This window comes from Streptomyces sp. NPDC059166 (assembly GCF_042755185.1).
GTDB lineage: Bacteria > Actinomycetota > Actinomycetes > Streptomycetales > Streptomycetaceae > Streptomyces.
The window spans coordinates 84,833-102,817 of record NZ_JBHZCI010000004.1; the positions used below are offsets into that span (position 1 = coordinate 84,833).

Here is a 17,985-nt window from a genome sequence, read left to right on the forward strand (position 1 = left end):
GGGTCACCGGAAGAGCGGAGTACGAGCGTGAGCATGAATGCGACCGAGGGGGCCGATCCGTTCGGGACGGCACGACTGCGGCGCGGCGTGCTCGACGCCTGGGGCGCCGGACCCGCCCGCTTCCGCGAGGACGCCAACGCCGAGGAGGACCTCGCCCTCGGCGGCTACCGCGACCGGCTGGTCGTCGAGCTGGCCCAGAACGCCGCCGACGCCGCGGCCCGCGCCGGGGTGCCCGGCCGGCTGCGCCTCACCCTGCACGCCGGGGACGGCACGGGCGGTGACCGCCCCGCGGTCCTGGCCGCCGCCAACACCGGGGCCCCGCTCGACGCGACGGGCGTCGAGTCGCTGAGCACCCTGCGCGCCTCCGCGAAGCGCGAGGGCCACGAGTCGTCCGTCGGCCGCTTCGGCGTCGGATTCGCCGCGGTCCTCGCCGTCAGCGACGAGCCCGCGGTGATCGGCCGCCACGGCGGCGTCCGCTGGTCCCTCGCCGAGGCCCGTGACCTCGCCCGGCAGGCGGCCGTCGGCAGCCCCGGGCTCGGCGACGAACTGCGCCGCCGCGACGGGCACGTGCCGCTGCTGCGGCTCCCACTGCCCGCCGAGGGCACCGCGCCCGACGGGTACGACACCGTCGTCGTGCTGCCGCTGCGCGACGGCGTCGCCGAGGACCTGGTGGAGCGGCTGCTCTCCGGGGTGGACGACGCCCTGCTCCTCACACTTCCCGGCCTCGACGAGGTCGTGATCGAGACCTCCGACGGCGTACGGACCCTGTCCCGCTCGCGACAGGGCGACTACATCCACATCGAGGACTCCGCGCACGGCCTGCACCGCTGGCGCACCGCCGCGGACCACGGGGCGGTGGACCCCGCGCTGCTGGCCGACCGGCCCGTCGAGGAGCGGCTGCGACCGCACTGGTCGGTGACCTGGGCGGTGCCGGTGGACGAGAACGGCGCGCCCAGGCACCCCCGTACGGCACCGGTCGTGCATGCCCCGACCCCCACCGACGAGCCGCTCGGGGTGCCCGCGCTGCTGATCGCCTCGCTGCCGCTGGACACCACCCGGCGCCATCCCGCGCCGGGGCCGCTGACCGACTTCCTGGTGCAGCGTGCCGCCGACGCGTACGCCGGACTGCTCGCCGGGTGGGAGCCCGTGTCGGTGGCGACGATCGCCCTGGTGCCGGGTGCGCTGGGCAAGGGGCAGCTCGACGGAGCCCTGCGGGCCGCGATCCTGGAGCGGCTGCCCCGCGTCGCCTTCCTGGAGCCCGCGGCGCCCCGGGACCCCGCCGAGACCGCGGGGGAGTGGGACGACTGGGACGGCGCCGCGAGTCCGGGACGGGCGACGACGGCGCTGCGGCCGGTGGAGGCCGAGGTCGTCGAAGGGGTCGGCGAGCAGACCGTGCGGGTGCTCGCCGAGGTGCTGCCCTGTCTGCTGCCGGCCGGCCTGGAGCGGCGCACCGAGCTGCGCACGCTCGGTGTCGCCCGGGTCCCGCTGACCGAGGCGGTGGACCGGCTGGCCGGTCTGGAACGCGGCCCGGACTGGTGGCGCCGCCTCTACGACAGCCTGGCCGGTGTCGACCCCGACCGGCTCTCCGGGCTGCCCGTGCCGCTCGCCGGCCCCGAGGAGACCCCCCGCACCACCATCGGCCCCCGGCAGGTCCTGCTGCCGCAGCCCGACGCGCTGCCCGCCCCGGTGCTCGGCCGGCTGGCCCGGCTCGGGCTGAAGGTGGCCCACCCGGATGCCGCGCATCCGCTGCTGGAGAAGCTGGGCGCCCTGCCCGCCACCCCGCGCGCCGTCCTGCGGACCCCGCAGGTGCGGGCCGCGGTCGCCGGTTCGCTGGACGCGGGCGAGGTGTGGGACGAGGACGCTCTGGACGCCGACGAATTGGCCGAGACCGTGCTCACCCTCGTGCGGGACGCCGGTCTGGAGCCCGGGGACGAGCCCTGGCTCGGCGCGCTCGCCCTGCCCGACGAGGACGGCGAGATCGCGCCCGCGGGTGAACTCGTGCTGCCGGACAGTCCGTTCGCCCAGGTGATGCGTGAGGGCGAACTCGCCCTGTGCGACGCGGAGCTGACCGGGCGCTGGGGTGAACAGCCGCTGACCGCCTGCGGGGTGCTGGCCACCTTCGCCCTCGTGCGCGCCACCGACGTCGTCCTCGACCCGGACGAACTGGAGCCGCGCGACGGCGACTTCGCCGAACCCGACGACGCCGGGCTGCTCGACGCCGTCGACGTCTGGTGCGAGGACGTCCTGGACCAGCTCCCCGACACCCCGGTGCCGCCGGTCGCCACCGAGATCGTCGCCGTCCGCGACCTCGACCTCGTCGACGACGACGCCTGGCCGCAGGCGCTGGCGATGCTGGCCAGGCCACCGCTGCGCGACGCGCTGACCCAGCCGGTGCGGGTGCTGCTCCCCGACGGCACCACGCAGTCGGTGCGCCCCTACACCGCGTGGTGGCTGCGCGACCACCCGGTGCTCGACGGCCGCCGCCCCGCCGGGCTGCGCGCGGCGGGCGGTGACCCTCGCCTGGCCGGCCTCTACGACTCCGCCGACGCCACCGGCTTCGACGACGCCCAGGTGCTCCGCGCCCTCGGCGTGCGGACCTCCGTCGCGGCGCTCCTGGACGAGCCCGGCGGTGCGGCGGAGCTGCTGGGCCGCCTCGCGGACGAGGAGCGCCCGGTCGGGCCGGTGCAGCTGCACTCCCTCTACACCGCGCTCGCCGACCTCGAACCCGAACAGGTCACGCTGCCGGACGAGCTGCGCGCCGTGGTGGACGACGAGGTGAGGGTCGCCGACGCCTCGGACGTGGTGATCGCCGACGCCCCGGACCTGCTCCCGCTCACCGCCGGGCTCGCGCTGCTGCCGGTCGCCCCGGCGCGGGCGGCCGAGCTCGCGGACCTGCTCCAGGTGCGGCGGCTCGGCGAGAGCGTCGAGGCCGTGGTGACCACCGAGGGCGAGGAGCACCGGGTGCCGGACTCCGTTCGCGTCCTGCTGGGTCCGGGGACTCCGGACACCTACGTCGAGCACGGCGAACTGCGGGCCGGCGGTGTCGAGCTCGACTGGCGCCGCACCCCGGACGGCGTGGTCCACGCGTCCACCCTGGAGGGCGTGGCGGCCGGTCTCGCCTGGGCGGCGGGGCAGTGGCCGCGCCGCTTCGAGGTGGCCGCGCTGCTGGAGGACCCGTCACGCACGGAGGAACTGGCCCGGGACCGCTGGTTCGACTGAGGCGGGCCCGGCCCGGGGTCACGTCCGGAAGTGGCGGCCGACCAGTCTCCAGGTGAGCTCCAGGGCGGCCGCCGCCGCCACCGCGATGCCGACCGCCGTCCACGGCATGGTCACCCCGACGAGCCTCAGGGCGAAGAAGTCCTGGAGCCACGGCACCGCGAGCACGACCAGGAAGCAGAACCCCATCGCGGCCACCAGGGCGATCCGCCACCAGGTGTACGGGCGCGCGATGATCGCCAGGACCCAGATGGAGACCAGGAACAGGGTCAGGGTCGCCGCGCTCGTCTCCGCCTCCAGCGAGCCGGGGCCCGAGTAGGCGTGCCGGGCCACCAGGTAGCAGGCGAAGGTGGCGGCCGCCGCGATGATCCCGGACGGGATCGCGTACCGCATGACCCGGCGCACGAAGTGCGGGCGGGCGCGCTCCTTGTTGGGGGCCAGCGCCAGGAAGAACGCCGGTACGCCGATGGTCAGCGTCGACAGCAGCGTCAGGTGGCGCGGCAGGAACGGGTATTCCACCTGGAAGCAGACCACCAGGATCGCCAGCAGCACCGAGTAGACCGTCTTCGTGAGGAAGAGGGTGGCGACCCGGGTGATGTTGCCGATGACCCGGCGCCCCTCGGCCACCACCGACGGGAGTGTCGCGAAGCTGTTGTCCATCAGCACGATCTGGGCGACCGCCCGGGTCGCCTCGGAGCCCGAGCCCATCGACACCCCGATGTCGGCGTCCTTCAGGGCGAGCACGTCGTTGACGCCGTCGCCCGTCATCGCGACCGTGTGCCCGCGTGACTGGAGGGCGCCCACCATGTCGCGCTTCTGCTGCGGGGTCACCCGGCCGAAGACCGCGTTCCGCTCGATCCTGCTCGCCATGGCGTCCCGTTCCCGGGGCAGCCGGCGCGCGTCCACGGGGTGCTCGGCGCCCGGCATCCCCAGCTTCTGCGCCACCGCGCCGACGGAGACCGCGTTGTCGCCCGAGATCACCTTCGCCGCGACGTCCTGGTCGCCGAAGTAGGCGAGGGTGTCCCCGGCGTCGGGCCGCAGCCGCTGCTCCAGGACGACGAGCGCGGTGGGCAGGGCCGTCGAAGCGGCGTCGGACGCCTCCAGATCGCCGCGCACCCGGGCCAGGAGCAGCACCCGCAGGCCCTGTTCGTTGAGGTGGCCGGTCTCGGCCAGCGCGGGGTCGTCCTCGGTGAGCAGCACGTCGGGGGCACCGAGCAGCCATGCGGAGGCGTCCCCGTTCCCCTCGGCGAAGGCGGCGCCGCTGTACTTGCGGGCCGAGGAGAAGGGCAGGGTCCGTGTGACGCCCCAGCCCTCGCCGTCCGGGTAGGCGTCGATGATGGCCTTCAGGCTCGCGTTGGGCCGCGGGTCGGAGGCGCCGAGGGCTCCCAGGACCCGGCGTACGTAGTCCTCCTGGGAGCCGTTCAGCGGGCGTACCTCGGTGACGTCCATGCCGCCCTCGGTGAGGGTGCCCGTCTTGTCCAGGCAGACGACGTCGACGCGGGCCAGGCCCTCGATGGCCGGAAGTTCCTGCACCAGGCACTGCTTGCGGCCGAGGCGGATCACGCCGATCGCGAAGGCGACCGAGGTCAGCAGGACCAGGCCCTCCGGGATCATCGGGACGATCCCGCCGACCGTGCGGGCCACGGAGTCCTTGAAGTTGTTGTCCTTGACGACCAGCTGGCTGATGATCAGCCCGATCGCCGTGGGCACCATCATCCACGTCACGTACTTGAGGATCGTGCTGATGCCGCTGCGCAGCTCGGACCGGACGAGCGTGAAGCGGGACGCCTCCTCGGCGAGCTGCGCGGCGTAGGCCTCGCGCCCGACCTTGGTGGCGGTGAAGGCCCCGCCGCCGGCGACGACGAAGCTGCCGGACATCACGGGGTCGCCGGGCCGTTTGGTCACGGGGTCGGCCTCGCCGGTGAGGAGCGACTCGTCGATCTCCAGGCTGTCGGCCTCGGCCACCGTGCCGTCGACGACGACCTTGTCGCCGGGGCCCAGCTCGACCAGGTCGCCGAGCACGATCGCTGAGACCGACACCTCCACGGCGGTCCCGTCGCGCCGCACGGTCGGCTTCGCCTCGCCGATCACCGCGAGGCCGTCCAGGGTCTTCTTCGCACGCCACTCCTGGACGATGCCGATCCCGGTGTTGGCGATGATCACGAAGCCGAAGAGGCTGTCCTGGATCGGCGCTACGAGGAGCATGACCACCCAGAGCACGCCGATGATCAGGTTGAAGCGGGTGAGGACGTTCGCGCGGACGATCTCGGTGACCGAGCGCGAGGACCGGACGGGTACGTCGTTGACCTCGCCCCGCGCGACCCGCTCGGCGACCTCGGCGGTGGTCAGCCCTCCCGGCTGCGCGGCAGGGCCGCGTACGGGGGCCGGACGGCCGGAGGAGTCGGGTGCCCGCTGCGTCATGGTTCCGACCGTACGGGCGGAAGGGGGGATTCACCCGCCGGGCGCCGTGAGTTCCGACCGGGGGAGGACCCCTGCGGTCCCGGGGTCGTACGCGGGCGGCCGGCCGTACGTCAGTGGTGGGAGGCGTCAGGCCCGGCGGCGGCCCGCGCGGCCGCCCGCTTCAGCGCGGCGTCGCGTCCCCGGACGTACCAGATGCCGATCAGGCCCAGCCCGGCGCCGGCCAGGCAGACCCAGATCCACCAGGCGTGGCCGCGGTCGTCGAACCAGCCGTAGAAGGGGACCTGCACGAGGAAGAGGACGAACCAGAGGATCGTGCCGCCGGTGATGGTGGCGACGACCGGGCCCTCCAGGGGCTCGGGTGCCTCGTGCTTCGGTGTCCACTTCTGCATACGGCGAGTCTACGTTCTGCCCCGCGGCCCCTGTCGGGCGCGGCAGGGGCCGCGGACCGGGCGGGCTGAGGCCGGACGGCCCAAGGGTCTACGCGCGGAGATAGCGATCTAGCTCTTATGTATTCATACTGAATCTGCTTACGGGTGACTCGAAATATTCGTGTGAACATCCAAATCTGACTGGTTTCACCCGCTCCTGCCTCATCCCCTCCTGCACGACTGAAGGTCATACATGTCCTCCTCGGCCACCGCTCCGGTCGATCAGCCCCCGATGCCGCAGCAGCCCCACGGCGTTCTCGACCGCTACTTCAAGATCTCCGAGCGGGGGTCGACGGTCGCCCGTGAGGTCCGGGGTGGTCTCGCCACGTTCTTCGCCATGGCCTACATCATCGTGCTGAACCCGATCATCCTGGGCAGCGCGAAGGACATGTACGGCCACCAGCTCGACGGCGGCCAGCTCGTCACCGCCACCGTGCTGACGGCCGCGTTCTCCACGCTGCTGATGGGTGTCATCGGCAACGTGCCGATCGCGCTCGCCGCGGGTCTCGGCGTCAACACCGTCGTCGCCCTCCAGCTCGCCCCCCGGATGAGCTGGCCGGACGCCATGGGCATGGTGGTCCTCGCGGGCATCGTCGTGATGCTGCTGGTGGCGACCGGGCTGCGCGAGCGGGTGATGAACGCCGTGCCGCGCTCGCTGCGCAAGGGCATCGCGATGGGCATCGGCCTCTTCGTGCTGCTGGTCGGTCTGGTCGACTCGGGCTTCGTCTCCCGCATCCCGGACGCCGCGCACACCACCGTGCCGCTCCAGCTCGGCAGCGACGGCCACCTCAACGGCTGGCCGGTCCTGGTGTTCATCCTCGGTGTGCTGCTGACCCTGGGTCTGATCGTCCGCAAGGTGCCGGGTGCGATCCTGCTCTCCATCGTCGTGATGACGATCGTCGCGGTGGTCATCGACCTGGTCGCCGACCTCCCGGCCGGGGCCTGGGGCCTGACCGTCCCGGAGTGGCCCGGCAACCCCGTCTCGTCCCCGGACTTCGGGCTGATCGGCCAGGTCAGCCTGTTCGGCGGCTTCGAGAAGGTCGGCCTGCTCACCGGCATCCTCTTCGTCTTCACCGTGCTGCTGTCCTGCTTCTTCGACGCCATGGGCACCATCCTCGGTGTCGGTGACGAGGCGAAGCTGATGGACAAGGACGGCCACTTCCCCGGCATCAACCGGGTCCTGCTCGTCGACGGTGTCGCCGTCGCCGCGGGCGGTGTGAGCTCCTCCTCCGCCTCGACCTGCTTCGTGGAGTCCACGGCGGGTGTCGGCGAGGGCGCCCGTACCGGGCTCGCGAGCGTGGTGAGCGGGCTGCTCTTCTCGGTGGCGCTGTTCCTGACGCCGCTGGCGACGATGGTCCCGTCGCAGGCGGCCACCCCGGCGCTGGTCGCGGTCGGCTTCCTGATCCTCGCGGGCAACGTCCGGGACGTGGACTGGGGCGACTACACGCTCGCCATCCCGGCCTTCATGGCCATGCTGATGATGCCGCTCACGTACTCGATCACCAACGGCATCGGCATCGGCTGCATCGCCTTCAGCGCGATGCGTCTGGCCGCGGGCCGCGGTCGTGAGGTCCCGGTGGCCATGTACGTGGTCTCCGCGGTCTTCGTCTTCTACTACGCGATGCCGGCGCTCGGCCTCACGTAAGGCGCGAACCGCGGTACGCACCCACCACGGGGCGGAACTCCGTCAGGTGACCCGGTCGGCCGGGTCACCCGGACGGGGCTCCGCCCCGTAGAACTTCTCCGTCTCGTCGACGGCCGCGTGGAAGCGCTCGTCGAAATCGTCACGGACCAGCGTCCGGACCACGTAGTCCTGGACGCTCATGCCGCGTCTGGCGGCGTGCCGGCGGAGCCGGTCGAGCAGCTCACCGTCTATGCGCAGGCTGAGCACTGTCGATCCCATGCCAAGCAGGGTCGCGGCACAGAAGGCTGTTTCGCGGCTCTTTCCGCCCCTTACTCACTCGTATGGGTGATCGGTTTCTCGCGCGCGTACCACCCAGCTGGTATTTAGCAATGCTAATGAGTTACGCTAATGAACATGCCTGACCTGATCCACGACGGCGAGAGTGCCGCCGCCGTGAGCTCCCTTCGCTCCGCCGTGATGCTGCTGGGCCGTCGCCTGAAGCACCAGCGGGTCGACGAGTCGCTGAGCCCGACCGAGATGTCGGTGCTCGGCACCCTCGCCCGCTGCGGCTCGGCCACCCCCGGTGAGCTGGCCCGCAAGGAGCACGTGCAGCCGCCGTCGATGACCCGCATCGTCGCGCTGCTGGAAGCCAAGGGCCTGGTCAGACTGGAACCGCACCCCGACGACCGTCGGCAGAAGATGGTCAGCCGGACCGAGCAGGCCGAGGCCATGCTCGCCGAGAGCCGCTCCAAGCGGAACGCCTGGCTGGCCAACCTCGCCGAGGGCCTGGACGAGGACGAGTGGGAGAAGCTGCGGGCCGCCGCGCCCGTGCTGGAGAAGCTCGCCCACCTGTGACCACGGGGCGCACGGGCCACGGCCCGCCGCGCCCCGCCGCCACGTCCCCGTCAGACCGCACGCCGCAGACGCCCGAGGAGGCGAACCCTTTTGAGTACGGGATCCGGAGCAGACTCCGCCCCCGCACCGACTTCCGCCCACGAGAGCAAGACCGGCGGGACCTTCTCGTCGCTGAAGATACGCAACTACCGCCTGTTCGCCACGGGCGCCGTGATCTCCAACACCGGTACCTGGATGTCCCGCATCACGCAGGACTGGCTCGTCCTGAGCCTCACCGGGTCCGCCGCCGCCGTCGGTATCACCACGGCACTCCAGTTCCTCCCGATGCTGCTCTTCGGCCTGTACGGCGGCGTCATCGCCGACCGGCTCCCGAAGCGGCGCCTCCTCCTCATCAGCCAGGCCGCGCTCGGCCTGTGCGGCATCGCGCTCGCCGCCCTGACCCTCTCCGGTGTCGTGGAGGTCTGGCACGTCTACCTGATCGCCTTCCTCCTCGGCATGGTGACCGTCGTCGACAACCCGGCGCGCCAGTCCTTCGTCTCCGAGATGGTCGGCCCCGCGCAGCTGCGCAACGCGGTCAGCCTGAACTCCGCGAACTTCCAGTCCGCCCGGCTCATCGGTCCCGCCGTGGCGGGTGTCCTGATCACCACGGTCGGCAGCGGCTGGGCCTTCCTGCTGAACGGCCTCTCCTTCGGCGCCCCGCTGATCGGCCTGCTGATGATGCGGACGAGTGAGCTCCACCCGTCCGTGACGGTCAAGCGCGCCAAGGGGCAGCTCCGCGAAGGGCTGCGATACGTGTCGGGCAGACCCGATCTGATCTGGCCGATCGTCCTGGTCGGCTTCGTCGGCACGTTCGGCTTCAACTTCCCGATCTGGCTGACGGCCTTCGCCGACGAGATCTTCCACGGCGGCGCCGGGATGTACTCGTTCTTCAACATCCTCATGGCGGCCGGCTCCCTGGCCGGTGCGCTGCTCGCCGCACGCCGCCGCTCCTCGCGGCTGCGGATGCTGGTGGCCGCGGGCACGGTCTTCGGCCTCCTGGAGATCACCGCGTCCCTGTCGCCGTACGTCTGGCTCTTCTCGCTGCTGCTGGTCCCGATCGGCATGATCGGCCTGACGACCAACATCAGCGCCAACACGAGCGTCCAGATGGCCGCGGACCCCGAGATGCGGGGCCGTGTGATGAGCCTCTACATGATGGTCTTCGCCGGGGGCACCCCGGTGGGCGCCCCGATCGTCGGCTGGATCAGCGACGCGTACGGCGCGCGGACCGGTATGGCGGTCGGCGGGGCGATCTCGATGGCCGCCGCCCTCGGAGTCGGCTTCATGCTGACCCGTGTCGGGGGGCTGCGCCTCAAGGTCGACCTGCGGCCGGGCCGCCCGCACGTGCGGTTCGTCCCGCGCGAGCAGCTGGCGACGGCCGCGTAGGCGGTGACCGTCCCGCCGGACGCCCTTCTCCCCGGCCCGGGAGGAGGGCGTCCGGCGTTCCCCGGGTACGGGCGGCCCGCTGGGACACTCTCCGCATGAGCAGCCAGAGACTCTTCGTCGCCGTACTGCCGCCGGCACCCGCCGTGGACGAGCTGGCCGCGGCGGTGACCCCGCTGCACCGGCTTCCGGGAGCCGGGAACCTGCGCTGGACCGCGACCGGGGGATGGCACTACACGCTCGCCTTCCTCGGCGAGGTCCAGGACGAGCTCCTGCCCGAGCTGCACCTCAGGCTGGAGCGGGCCGCCCACCGCACGCGGCCGTTCCCGCTGCGGATCCACGGCGGCGGACGGTTCGACGGGCGGGCCCTGTGGGCCGGGGCGGCGGGGGACCTCGACACGCTCCGGCTGCTCGCGGAGCGCGCCCACGCCGCCGCCCGGCGGGCGGGGGTGCCCACGGAGGGGCACCGCCGCCACACCCCGCACCTCACCCTCGCCCGGAGCCGGGTCCCGGCGGACCTCACGCCGTTCACGGCCGCGCTGGAGGGCTTCGAGGGCCGCCCCTGGGAGGCCGGTGAGCTCAGCCTCGTACGCAGCGAGCTGCCCGAGGGCGGGGTGCCGGGGCAGCGGCCCAGGTACGCGCTGGTGCGGGGCTGGCCGCTCGGCCGGTGAGCCGGGCGGGTTACGCTCGTCGGGTGGATCCGAAGACCAGAAACCGCATCATGGCGGCCGTGCTCGTGCTGATGTTCGTCGTCGTGGCGGCGGCCTCCGCCCTCGGGGGCTGAGCCCGGGGGCGGAAGCCGCTCACCGCGTGGCCGGTCCGCGTCACCCGCCGACGATCGCCCGCAGCGTCACATAGAGCAGCGAGGGGCCGAGCAGGCAGCCCACACCGGTGTAGAAGGTGGCCGTCATGGCGCCGTAGGGCACGAGGCGCTTGTCGGTGGCGGCGAGACCGCCGGCGACCCCCGACGTCGTCCCCATGAGCCCGCCGAAGGCCATCGCGGACTTCGGGTTGTTCAGCCCGATCAGCGGTGCGGCCAGCGGCGTTCCCACCATCACCACCACGGACTTCACCAGGCCGGCCGCGACGGACAGCGCGATCACGTCCGAGCTCGCCCCCACCGCGGTGCCCGTCACGGGGCCGACGATGTACGTGGCGGCGCCCGCTCCGATGGTGGCGAGGGACGCCGCGTCCGAGTAACCGAACATCGCGGCGACGGCCGCCCCGACGGCGAACGAGACCAGCACACCCAGCAGGATCGAGAGCCCGCCGGCCACTCCGGCCCGCTTGATCTCCCTGAGGTCGACGCCGTACGCCGTGGAGACGATGGCGAGGTCGCGCAGCATCGCGCCGCCCATCAGGCTCAGGCCCGACAGCGAGGCGAAGTCGGCCAGACCGTGTTCGCCGCCGGTCACGGAGCCGCCCCAGTAGGCGAGCGCCAGGCCGAGGACGATGGCTATGGCGGAACCCTGGAGGCGGCCGCGGGTCAGCTTCTTGGAGAGCCACCCGGACAGCAGGACCAGCGCCCCGACCAGGGCGAAGGCCACGACCAGCCCGTTGTCCTCGCAGACGGAGAGGAAGGCGTCCATGCTCAGGCCTCCTGGTTCCGCGAGACGGATCCGGCGGACCCGGCGGCAGCCGCCGGCTCGGCGGGCTCCTCCTCGTTCAGCGGCGGCAACGGCTCGGCCGGCTCACCGATCCTCGCCAGTACGGGTACGAGGGCGCCCCCGGCGATCAGGGCGGCGAGGCCCGCCACGAGAGCCATGGGGCCTCCGGTGACCGCCTTGTACACGTTCTGGGTGGACGCCATGGCGATGACGACCGGTATGTACATCGCGCTCCAGAAGAGCACGCCCTGCTCGGTCGCCTCGGGGAACCAGCCCTTCTCACGCAGCCAGTGGGTCACCAGCACCAGCATGATCATGGCGAAGCCGACGCCTCCGACGTTGGCGTCCACCCCCAGGGCCACACCGAGCCATTCACCGACGAGCGTGCCGGTGAGCATGCACACCGCCAGCGCGGCCACTCCATACAGAACCATCGTCTACTCCACACTGAGAGACCGGGGACAGGCAGGACAAGGGAACAGCGGTAGAAGGAAGAGCGGTGGAAGGTGCGGGAGTCAGGCGTCCGGGCCGGTGAAGAGGCCGTCGTACCGCTTGCGCAGTTCGGCCTTCTGCACCTTGCCCATGACGTTGCGCGGCAGTGACTCCACCACGCGCACGGCGCGCGGGTGCTTGAACCGGGCGAGGGCCGGGGCGACGAAGGCCAGCAGCTCGGACTCCTCGGGCCGTCCGCCCGCCACCGCCGGGACGACGACGGCGACGACCGTCTCACCGAAGTCCGGGTGCGGGACGCCGATCACGGCGGACTCCAGCACCTCGGGGTGGGCGTCGAGGGCCTCCTCGACCTCCTTCGGGTAGACGTTGAGTCCACCGGAGATCACCAGGTCCTTGCCCCGGCCGACGATGCGGAGATAGCCGTCCTCGTCGATCCGGCCGAGGTCGCCGGTGATGAAGAAGCCGTCCTCCCGGAACTCGGAGGCGGTCTTCTCCGGCATCTGCCAGTACCCGGTGAAGACGTTGGGGCCGTGCACCTCGATGCTGCCGACCTCACCGTCGGGCAGCGGCTTGCCGGTGCCGGCGTCCACGACGCGGACCCGGGTGCCGGGCAGCGCCTTGCCCACGGTGCCCGGCTTGCGCGGGCCGCCCTCGTACGGGTTGGTGGTGTTCATGCCGGTCTCCGTCATCCCGTACCGCTCCAGGATGGCGTGGCCGGTCCGTGCCTCGAACGCCTCGTGGTCGGAGGCGAGCAGCGGCGCGGAACCGGAGACGAAGAGCCGCATCGACGCACAGCTCGCCGGTGTCAGTTCCTCCGCGGCGAGCAGCCTGGTGTAGAAGGTGGGCACCCCCATGAGCACCGTGGAACGGGGCATCAGGCCGAGGACCGTGCCGGCGTCGAACTTCGTGAGGTAGTGCATCGAGGCGCCGGTGGTCAGCACCATGTTCGCGGCGACGAAGAGCCCGTGGACGTGGAACACCGGCAGCGCGTGGATCAGCCGGTCGTCCTCGGTGAACCGCCAGGACTCCACGAGCGCCGCGCAGTTCGACGCCAGGTTGCCGTGGGACAGGACCGCGCCCTTGGAGCGCCCCGTGGTGCCGGAGGTGTAGAGGATCGCCGCCGGGTCGCCGGCCTCGGCCGCGTGCACCTGCGCGTGCTCGCCCTCGCCGTCGAGGAGGCTGCCGTCACCGGAGGTGCCGAGCGTCTCGACGGTCAGCCGTGCGTCCGCGCGGTGCGCGTGGTCCGCGAGCCGCTCCGGTGCGACGACCAGCACCCGGGGCCCGGCGTCCTGGACGAAGTACTCCATCTCGGCACCGGTGTACGCGGTGTTGAGCGGCAGGAAGACACCCCCGACCTGGAGCGTCGCCAGGTACAGGGCGATGGCCTCGGGGGACTTCTCCACCTGCATCGCGACCCGGTCGCCGGGCCGCACCCCGTCCGCGACGAGACGGGCGGCGATCCGCCGCACCGTCCGCGCGGTCTCGCGGTAGGTGACGGACCGCCCGCCGGGCAGCTCGAAGAGCGGCTTGTCCGGCCGGCGCGCCGCCTGTTCGGCGAAGGACAGGTGGATGGTCGGGAAGGGTGCCATCGGGGGTGTTTCCTCTCTGTTCTGCCGAGACCCGGTCCTACGGGGCCTCGTGTGCCGCGACGGTGGCGGCGAGGGCGTCCCGCAGGGGGCCGCCGAGTGCGACGGTGCGACGGCGGACGAAGTCCTCGTGCCGGCGCTCCAGCTGGTCGGGCTCGTAGCGGTAGTTGATCATTGCGCCGTACGACTGCCGCCAGGCCTCCGCCGAGGAGTTGGCGGGCCAGTTCAGCTGCCAGGCGGCGGAGCCGTTGCCCAGGTGGAAGCGGGCGACCGGGTCGAGCGGACGGCCGTCGTCGCGCCGCTCCAGCGCGATGTACCGGGCCAGAGCCGCGAAGAGCCGGGGGCGGATGCGGTCGGCGTCCGCCACCGGTAGGCCGTCGGCCCCCGTCAGGGCCGCGAGTTCACCGGCCAGATCACCGAGTCCGGCGTCCTGCCCCGCCTGCTCCTCCAGCCACCGGCGGAACCCGGGGATGGGGGACAGGGTGGCGAACCGCGTCAGATGAGGCAGCTGCTCCCCGACCTGCTCGATCACCTGCTTGATGAGGAAGCTGCCGAAGGAGACGCCGGCCAGGCCGTCGAGCGCGTTGTTGATCGAGTAGAGCGCCGCCGTGTCCGCCTCCGCGGGGTCCAGGGCGGGGCCGGGGTCGAGGAGCGGGGCGATCCTGTCCGGCAGGCCGCGTACGAGCGCCACCTCGACGAAGATCAGCGGTACGTCACCGGTGGCCGGGTGGAAGAACGCGTAGACCCGCCGGTCCTCGGGCTTCAGCCTTCGCCGCAGCTCGTCGAGGCCGGTCATGGGGTGGACGCGTTCGCCCCGGATCAGGTGGTCGTGGAGATCGCCCGGCGAGTTCCAGGTGACCTCGGCCATACGCAGGAACCCGCGGTTGAACCAGGAGGTGAGCAGGTGGTGGAAGTCATGGTCGAGCGGGCGGAGTCCGGGGTGGTCCCGCAGCAGACCCCGCAGGTCGGCGCGCATGCCGACCAGGGCGGGCGTGGCGTCGGGGGCGTGGTTCATGCGGCGCAGGAGCTGCTGCCGCGCGGGCTCGACGGCGTCGAAGAGCCGCACCAGTTCCTCCCCGCCGCTGCCCCCGGCGTCCCGGGCCGCCTCCCAGCGGTGGAAGGCCTCCCGCACCCGGTCCGCGTCGGCGTCGTAGGTCCGGGTGACGTGGGTGAAGAAGGCGCACCTGTCGTCCGCGTCGAGTTCGGCGTAGGCCGCGAGGGCGCGCGTGGCCACCGCACGCAGCGAGGCCTCCCCGACGTCGCTCATCAGCACGTCGCAGGCGGCCAGCAGTTGTTCGAGCGCGGAGGCCCGCGAGGGCGTCCCGTCGCCGGTCTCCGTCGCGGGGGATTCACCGCACCGCTCCCCGAGCGCCCGGAACAGATCGGTCAGCAGCCAGCCGTCCTGGCGGTCCATCTCCGCGCTCCCTCGCGTCGGGGCCAGATATCCATCAGAGGCCGTGATGTATATAACAGTGAACTCGTCGCACGGTAGAGCACAGCGGTGAGGTGCGCCACCCCCTGTGGAGTGCAGAATCAGCGAAGCAATCGGCACCCGGAGGTGTGTACATGGCCAAGGTCCCCGAGGCGCGGCGCGTGCGGGACGCGCTGGAGAACGCGGTCGTCGACGGCCGTTACCGTCCCGGCGAACGCCTCGACCCCGCACAGCTGGAGCGGGAGTTCGGCTGCTCGCGCACCCCGGTCCGGGAGGCACTCCAGGCGCTCGAACGCTCCGGGCTGGTGCGCATCAGGCCCAAGCAGGGCACCTATGTGACCGAGCTGAGCGTCGGCGAACTGGCCGAGCGCTTCGAGGTGATGGCCGAACTCGAGGGGATGGCCGCCCGCCTGTCCGCCCGCCACATCGAGCGGGCCGCGCTCGACGAGCTCAACCGGGCCCTCCAGGAGTGCGAGGAGTACGCGGCGGCCGGGGACGCCGACGGCTACTACTACGCCAACGCCCGCTTCCACGCCGTCGTCTACGACTCCTGCGGCAACACCTACCTGAGGGACCAGGTCCACGCGCTGAAGCGGACCCTTCAGCCCTACCGGCGGCTCCAGCTGCGCGTCCCCGACCGCATACGGCGGTCCCTGGCCGAGCACCACGCGATAGCCGAGGCCGTCGCCAAGGGGGACGGCGAGGCGGCACAGGACGCCGCCCGCTCCCATGTGCTCGTCCAGGTGCGCGAGTTCGGGCAGCTGGTACGCACCTGGCGGCAGGTGACGGAGCCCGGGGACACCGAGGGCGCGCCGGACCGGACCTTGCCTTGAGCGGACTCGAAGGCGTTGGCTTGGGCCCATGAAGTACACGCAGCTCGGACGCACCGGACTCAAGGTCAGCCGACTCGTCCTCGGGACGATGAACTTCGGACCGCAGACCGACGAGGCCGACAGCCACGCCATCATGGACGCCGCGCTCGACGCGGGTCTGAACTACTTCGACACGGCGAACGTCTACGGGTGGGGCGAGGACAAGGGCCGCACCGAGTCGATCATCGGGAACTGGTTCTCGAAGGGCGACCGCCGCGACAGGACGGTCCTCGCGACCAAGATGTACGGGAACATGGGCGCCGACGGTGAGGCCTGGCCCAACCACGACAAGCTCTCCGCGCTGAACATCCGGCGCGCGGTCGACGCCAGCCTCAAGCGCCTGCAGACCGACTACATCGACATCTACCAGTTCCACCACGTCGACCGCAGCACTCCCTTCGAGGAGATCTGGCAGGCCATCGACGTACTGGTGCAGCAGGGCAAGATCCTCTACGCCGGGTCCAGCAACTTCCCCGGCTACAAGATCGCCCAGGCCAACGAGACCGCCGCCCGGCGCGGCGGCACCATCGGCCTCGTCAGCGAGCAGTGCCTCTACAACCTGATGGAGCGGCGCGCCGAGATGGAGGTCATCCCGGCGGCACAGGAGTACGGCCTCGGAGTGATCCCCTGGTCGCCGCTGCACGGCGGACTGCTCGGCGGGGTGCTCAAGAAGCAGGCGGAGGGCGGGCGCCGGGCCTCCGGCCGGGCCGCCGACACCCTCGCCGACCCGGCGGCACGGGCGCAGATCCAGAGGTACGAGGACCTGCTCGACAAGCACGGCCTGGAACCGGGCGAGGCCGCACTCGCCTGGCTGCTCACCCGCCCCGGCGTGACCGGCCCGATCGTCGGCCCCCGTACGGCAGGGCAGCTGGAGTCCGCGCTGCGCGCCCTCGAACTGGAGCTGCCGGCCGAGGTCCTGGAAGGCCTGGACGAGATCTTCCCCGGCCCCGGTCCGTCCCCGGAGGCCTTCGCCTGGTGATCCGCTGAATCGCCGGTGCCGTGGAGAGGCCGCCTGGCTTCCCCGGCACCGGCGGGTCTCAGCCGGACCGGGCGAACCGGTCCAGCGCCCCGATCACCACCCGCGCCGTCTCCGCGCTTCCCAGGTGCCCCGCGGCGTCGATCACCGTCAGCTCGGCGTCCGGCCAGGCCTTCGCCAGCTCCCACGCCGTGGTGAGCGGACCGCCGAGGTCGAAACGCCCGTGCACCAGGACGCCGGGGATACCCGTCAGCCGGTCCGCGTCCCGGATCAGCTGCCCCTCCTCCAGCCAGGCGGCGTGCGAGAAGTAGTGCGCGCAGATCCGGACGAACGCCAACCGCGCCCGGTCCGGCCTTCCCCCGTACGGCGGCGGACCGGTGTGCGCCTCCATGGACAGCACCGCGTCCTCCCACGCGCACCAGTCGGCCGTGGCCCTCGCCCGCACCTCCGGGTCCGGGCTCTCCGTCCGCCGCGCGTACGCGGAGACCAGGCTCATGCCGTCCGGCGCCACAGCCTCCGGGACACCGGCCCGGAACAGGTCCCAGGCCTCGGGGAAGATCTGCCCGGCACCCCGGTACAGCCAGTCGATCTCGCTGCGCCGGGTCGTCGTCACCGCCGGGATCACGATCTCCGAGACCCGGTCCGGGTGCTGCTCGGCGTACGCCAGGATCAGGGTCGAGCCCCAGGAACCCCCGTACAGAAGCCACTTGTCGATCCTGAGGTGTTCGCGCAGGCGCTCCATGTCGGCGATCAGGTGCGGCGTCGTGTTGTGCCGCAGGCCGGCGTCCGGGTCGCTCGCGTGCGGGGTGGAGCGGCCGCAGTTGCGCTGGTCGAAGAGGACGACGCGGTAGAGGGCGGGGTCGAAGTTCTGCCGGGGCCGGGTGCCGCAGCCCGAACCCGGACCGCCGTGGACGACCAGGGCAGGCTTCCCCTCGGGATTGCCGCAGACCTCCCAGTACACGAGGTCGCCGTCGCCGACGTCGAGCATGCCGTGGTCGTACGGCTCGATCGGGGCGTACGGTTCGCCCGGCCCACCGCTCATGAGGTCCCTGCCTCCTCTGCTGACGGCCCGCCGGGTCACGGTAGCCTGCCG

At 72.3% G+C, this 17,985-nt stretch carries 15 protein-coding genes; 7 read left to right on the top strand and 8 right to left on the bottom strand.

Annotation, left to right across the window (positions count from 1 at the left end):
- Nucleotides 1–33 precede the first annotated feature (33 nt).
- Entirely contained in the window at nt 34–3,219 is a 3,186-nt protein-coding gene (locus ACFXOA_RS04405; protein ID WP_385022698.1) for a sacsin N-terminal ATP-binding-like domain-containing protein, read from the top strand.
- 18 nt (nt 3,220–3,237) lie between these two features.
- On the opposite strand, the gene ACFXOA_RS04410 is transcribed toward ACFXOA_RS04405, so the two are convergent.
- Complete coding sequence (locus ACFXOA_RS04410; RefSeq protein WP_385022306.1) at nt 3,238–5,637, bottom strand: HAD-IC family P-type ATPase; 2,400 nt, start codon at nt 5,635–5,637, stop codon at nt 3,238–3,240.
- 110 nt (nt 5,638–5,747) lie between these two features.
- The gene (locus tag ACFXOA_RS04415; protein WP_385022309.1) at nt 5,748–6,026 is read right to left on the bottom strand and encodes a DUF2530 domain-containing protein; all 279 of its coding nucleotides are present in this window, start codon (nt 6,024–6,026) and stop codon (nt 5,748–5,750) included.
- Between the two features lie 232 nt (nt 6,027–6,258).
- On the opposite strand from ACFXOA_RS04415, the gene ACFXOA_RS04420 reads away from it, so the two are divergent.
- The gene (locus ACFXOA_RS04420) at nt 6,259–7,710 is read left to right on the top strand and encodes an NCS2 family permease (RefSeq protein ID WP_385022312.1); all 1,452 of its coding nucleotides are present in this window, start codon (nt 6,259–6,261) and stop codon (nt 7,708–7,710) included.
- A gap of 42 nt (nt 7,711–7,752) precedes the next feature.
- Here ACFXOA_RS04420 and ACFXOA_RS04425 read toward each other — a convergent pair whose 3' ends face one another.
- The gene (locus ACFXOA_RS04425; protein WP_385022315.1) at nt 7,753–7,968 is read right to left on the bottom strand and encodes a hypothetical protein; all 216 of its coding nucleotides are present in this window, start codon (nt 7,966–7,968) and stop codon (nt 7,753–7,755) included.
- 135 nt (nt 7,969–8,103) lie between these two features.
- Between ACFXOA_RS04425 and ACFXOA_RS04430 the strand changes: the two genes are divergently transcribed.
- The 3 genes from ACFXOA_RS04430 (at nt 8,104) to thpR (ending at nt 10,637) form a co-directional block, all read left to right on the top strand.
- Nucleotides 8,104–8,544 (top strand): MarR family transcriptional regulator, encoded by a 441-nt coding sequence (locus ACFXOA_RS04430; protein WP_362670365.1) that lies wholly within the window; start codon nt 8,104–8,106, stop codon nt 8,542–8,544.
- Between the two features lie 90 nt (nt 8,545–8,634).
- A complete protein-coding gene (locus ACFXOA_RS04435; RefSeq protein ID WP_385022318.1) occupies nt 8,635–9,969 on the top strand; it encodes an MFS transporter in 1,335 nt (444 codons plus the stop codon).
- Between the two features lie 95 nt (nt 9,970–10,064).
- The gene (gene thpR, locus ACFXOA_RS04440) at nt 10,065–10,637 is read left to right on the top strand and encodes an RNA 2',3'-cyclic phosphodiesterase (protein WP_385022321.1); all 573 of its coding nucleotides are present in this window, start codon (nt 10,065–10,067) and stop codon (nt 10,635–10,637) included.
- A gap of 153 nt (nt 10,638–10,790) precedes the next feature.
- Here thpR and madM read toward each other — a convergent pair whose 3' ends face one another.
- The 4 genes from madM to ACFXOA_RS04460 form a co-directional block, all read right to left on the bottom strand.
- The gene (gene madM, locus ACFXOA_RS04445) at nt 10,791–11,555 is read right to left on the bottom strand and encodes a malonate transporter subunit MadM (RefSeq protein ID WP_385022323.1); all 765 of its coding nucleotides are present in this window, start codon (nt 11,553–11,555) and stop codon (nt 10,791–10,793) included.
- A gap of 2 nt (nt 11,556–11,557) precedes the next feature.
- Nucleotides 11,558–12,007: a malonate transporter subunit MadL gene (gene madL, locus ACFXOA_RS04450; RefSeq protein WP_385022326.1), complete on the bottom strand. Its 450-nt coding sequence runs from the start codon at nt 12,005–12,007 to the stop codon at nt 11,558–11,560.
- Between the two features lie 81 nt (nt 12,008–12,088).
- On the bottom strand, nt 12,089–13,615 hold the full coding sequence (locus tag ACFXOA_RS04455) for an AMP-binding protein (protein ID WP_385022329.1): 1,527 nt from the start codon (nt 13,613–13,615) through the stop codon (nt 12,089–12,091).
- A gap of 37 nt (nt 13,616–13,652) precedes the next feature.
- Nucleotides 13,653–15,026: a malonyl-CoA decarboxylase domain-containing protein gene (locus ACFXOA_RS04460; protein WP_385022332.1), complete on the bottom strand. Its 1,374-nt coding sequence runs from the start codon at nt 15,024–15,026 to the stop codon at nt 13,653–13,655.
- A gap of 152 nt (nt 15,027–15,178) precedes the next feature.
- On the opposite strand from ACFXOA_RS04460, the gene ACFXOA_RS04465 reads away from it, so the two are divergent.
- Together ACFXOA_RS04465 and ACFXOA_RS04470 are read left to right on the top strand one after the other, a co-directional pair.
- On the top strand, nt 15,179–15,877 hold the full coding sequence (locus tag ACFXOA_RS04465; RefSeq protein WP_385022335.1) for a GntR family transcriptional regulator: 699 nt from the start codon (nt 15,179–15,181) through the stop codon (nt 15,875–15,877).
- 28 nt (nt 15,878–15,905) lie between these two features.
- Complete coding sequence (locus tag ACFXOA_RS04470; RefSeq protein WP_385022337.1) at nt 15,906–16,895, top strand: aldo/keto reductase; 990 nt, start codon at nt 15,906–15,908, stop codon at nt 16,893–16,895.
- 58 nt (nt 16,896–16,953) lie between these two features.
- On the opposite strand, the gene pip is transcribed toward ACFXOA_RS04470, so the two are convergent.
- The gene (pip, locus tag ACFXOA_RS04475; protein ID WP_385022340.1) at nt 16,954–17,934 is read right to left on the bottom strand and encodes a prolyl aminopeptidase; all 981 of its coding nucleotides are present in this window, start codon (nt 17,932–17,934) and stop codon (nt 16,954–16,956) included.
- Nucleotides 17,935–17,985: the final 51 nt, after the last annotated feature.

Coding starts and splice junctions, on each gene's coding strand:
- ACFXOA_RS04405 (WP_385022698.1), top strand. CDS start 34: ATGAATGCGACCGAGGGGGCCGATCCGTTCGGGACGGCACGACTGCGG.
- ACFXOA_RS04410 (WP_385022306.1), bottom strand. CDS start 5,637: ATGACGCAGCGGGCACCCGACTCCTCCGGCCGTCCGGCCCCCGTACGC.
- ACFXOA_RS04415 (WP_385022309.1), bottom strand. CDS start 6,026: ATGCAGAAGTGGACACCGAAGCACGAGGCACCCGAGCCCCTGGAGGGC.
- ACFXOA_RS04420 (WP_385022312.1), top strand. CDS start 6,259: ATGTCCTCCTCGGCCACCGCTCCGGTCGATCAGCCCCCGATGCCGCAG.
- ACFXOA_RS04425 (WP_385022315.1), bottom strand. CDS start 7,968: ATGGGATCGACAGTGCTCAGCCTGCGCATAGACGGTGAGCTGCTCGAC.
- ACFXOA_RS04430 (WP_362670365.1), top strand. CDS start 8,104: ATGCCTGACCTGATCCACGACGGCGAGAGTGCCGCCGCCGTGAGCTCC.
- thpR (WP_385022321.1), top strand. CDS start 10,065: ATGAGCAGCCAGAGACTCTTCGTCGCCGTACTGCCGCCGGCACCCGCC.
- madM (WP_385022323.1), bottom strand. CDS start 11,555: ATGGACGCCTTCCTCTCCGTCTGCGAGGACAACGGGCTGGTCGTGGCC.
- madL (WP_385022326.1), bottom strand. CDS start 12,007: ATGGTTCTGTATGGAGTGGCCGCGCTGGCGGTGTGCATGCTCACCGGC.
- ACFXOA_RS04455 (WP_385022329.1), bottom strand. CDS start 13,615: ATGGCACCCTTCCCGACCATCCACCTGTCCTTCGCCGAACAGGCGGCG.
- ACFXOA_RS04460 (WP_385022332.1), bottom strand. CDS start 15,026: ATGGACCGCCAGGACGGCTGGCTGCTGACCGATCTGTTCCGGGCGCTC.
- ACFXOA_RS04465 (WP_385022335.1), top strand. CDS start 15,179: ATGGCCAAGGTCCCCGAGGCGCGGCGCGTGCGGGACGCGCTGGAGAAC.
- ACFXOA_RS04470 (WP_385022337.1), top strand. CDS start 15,906: ATGAAGTACACGCAGCTCGGACGCACCGGACTCAAGGTCAGCCGACTC.
- pip (WP_385022340.1), bottom strand. CDS start 17,934: ATGAGCGGTGGGCCGGGCGAACCGTACGCCCCGATCGAGCCGTACGAC.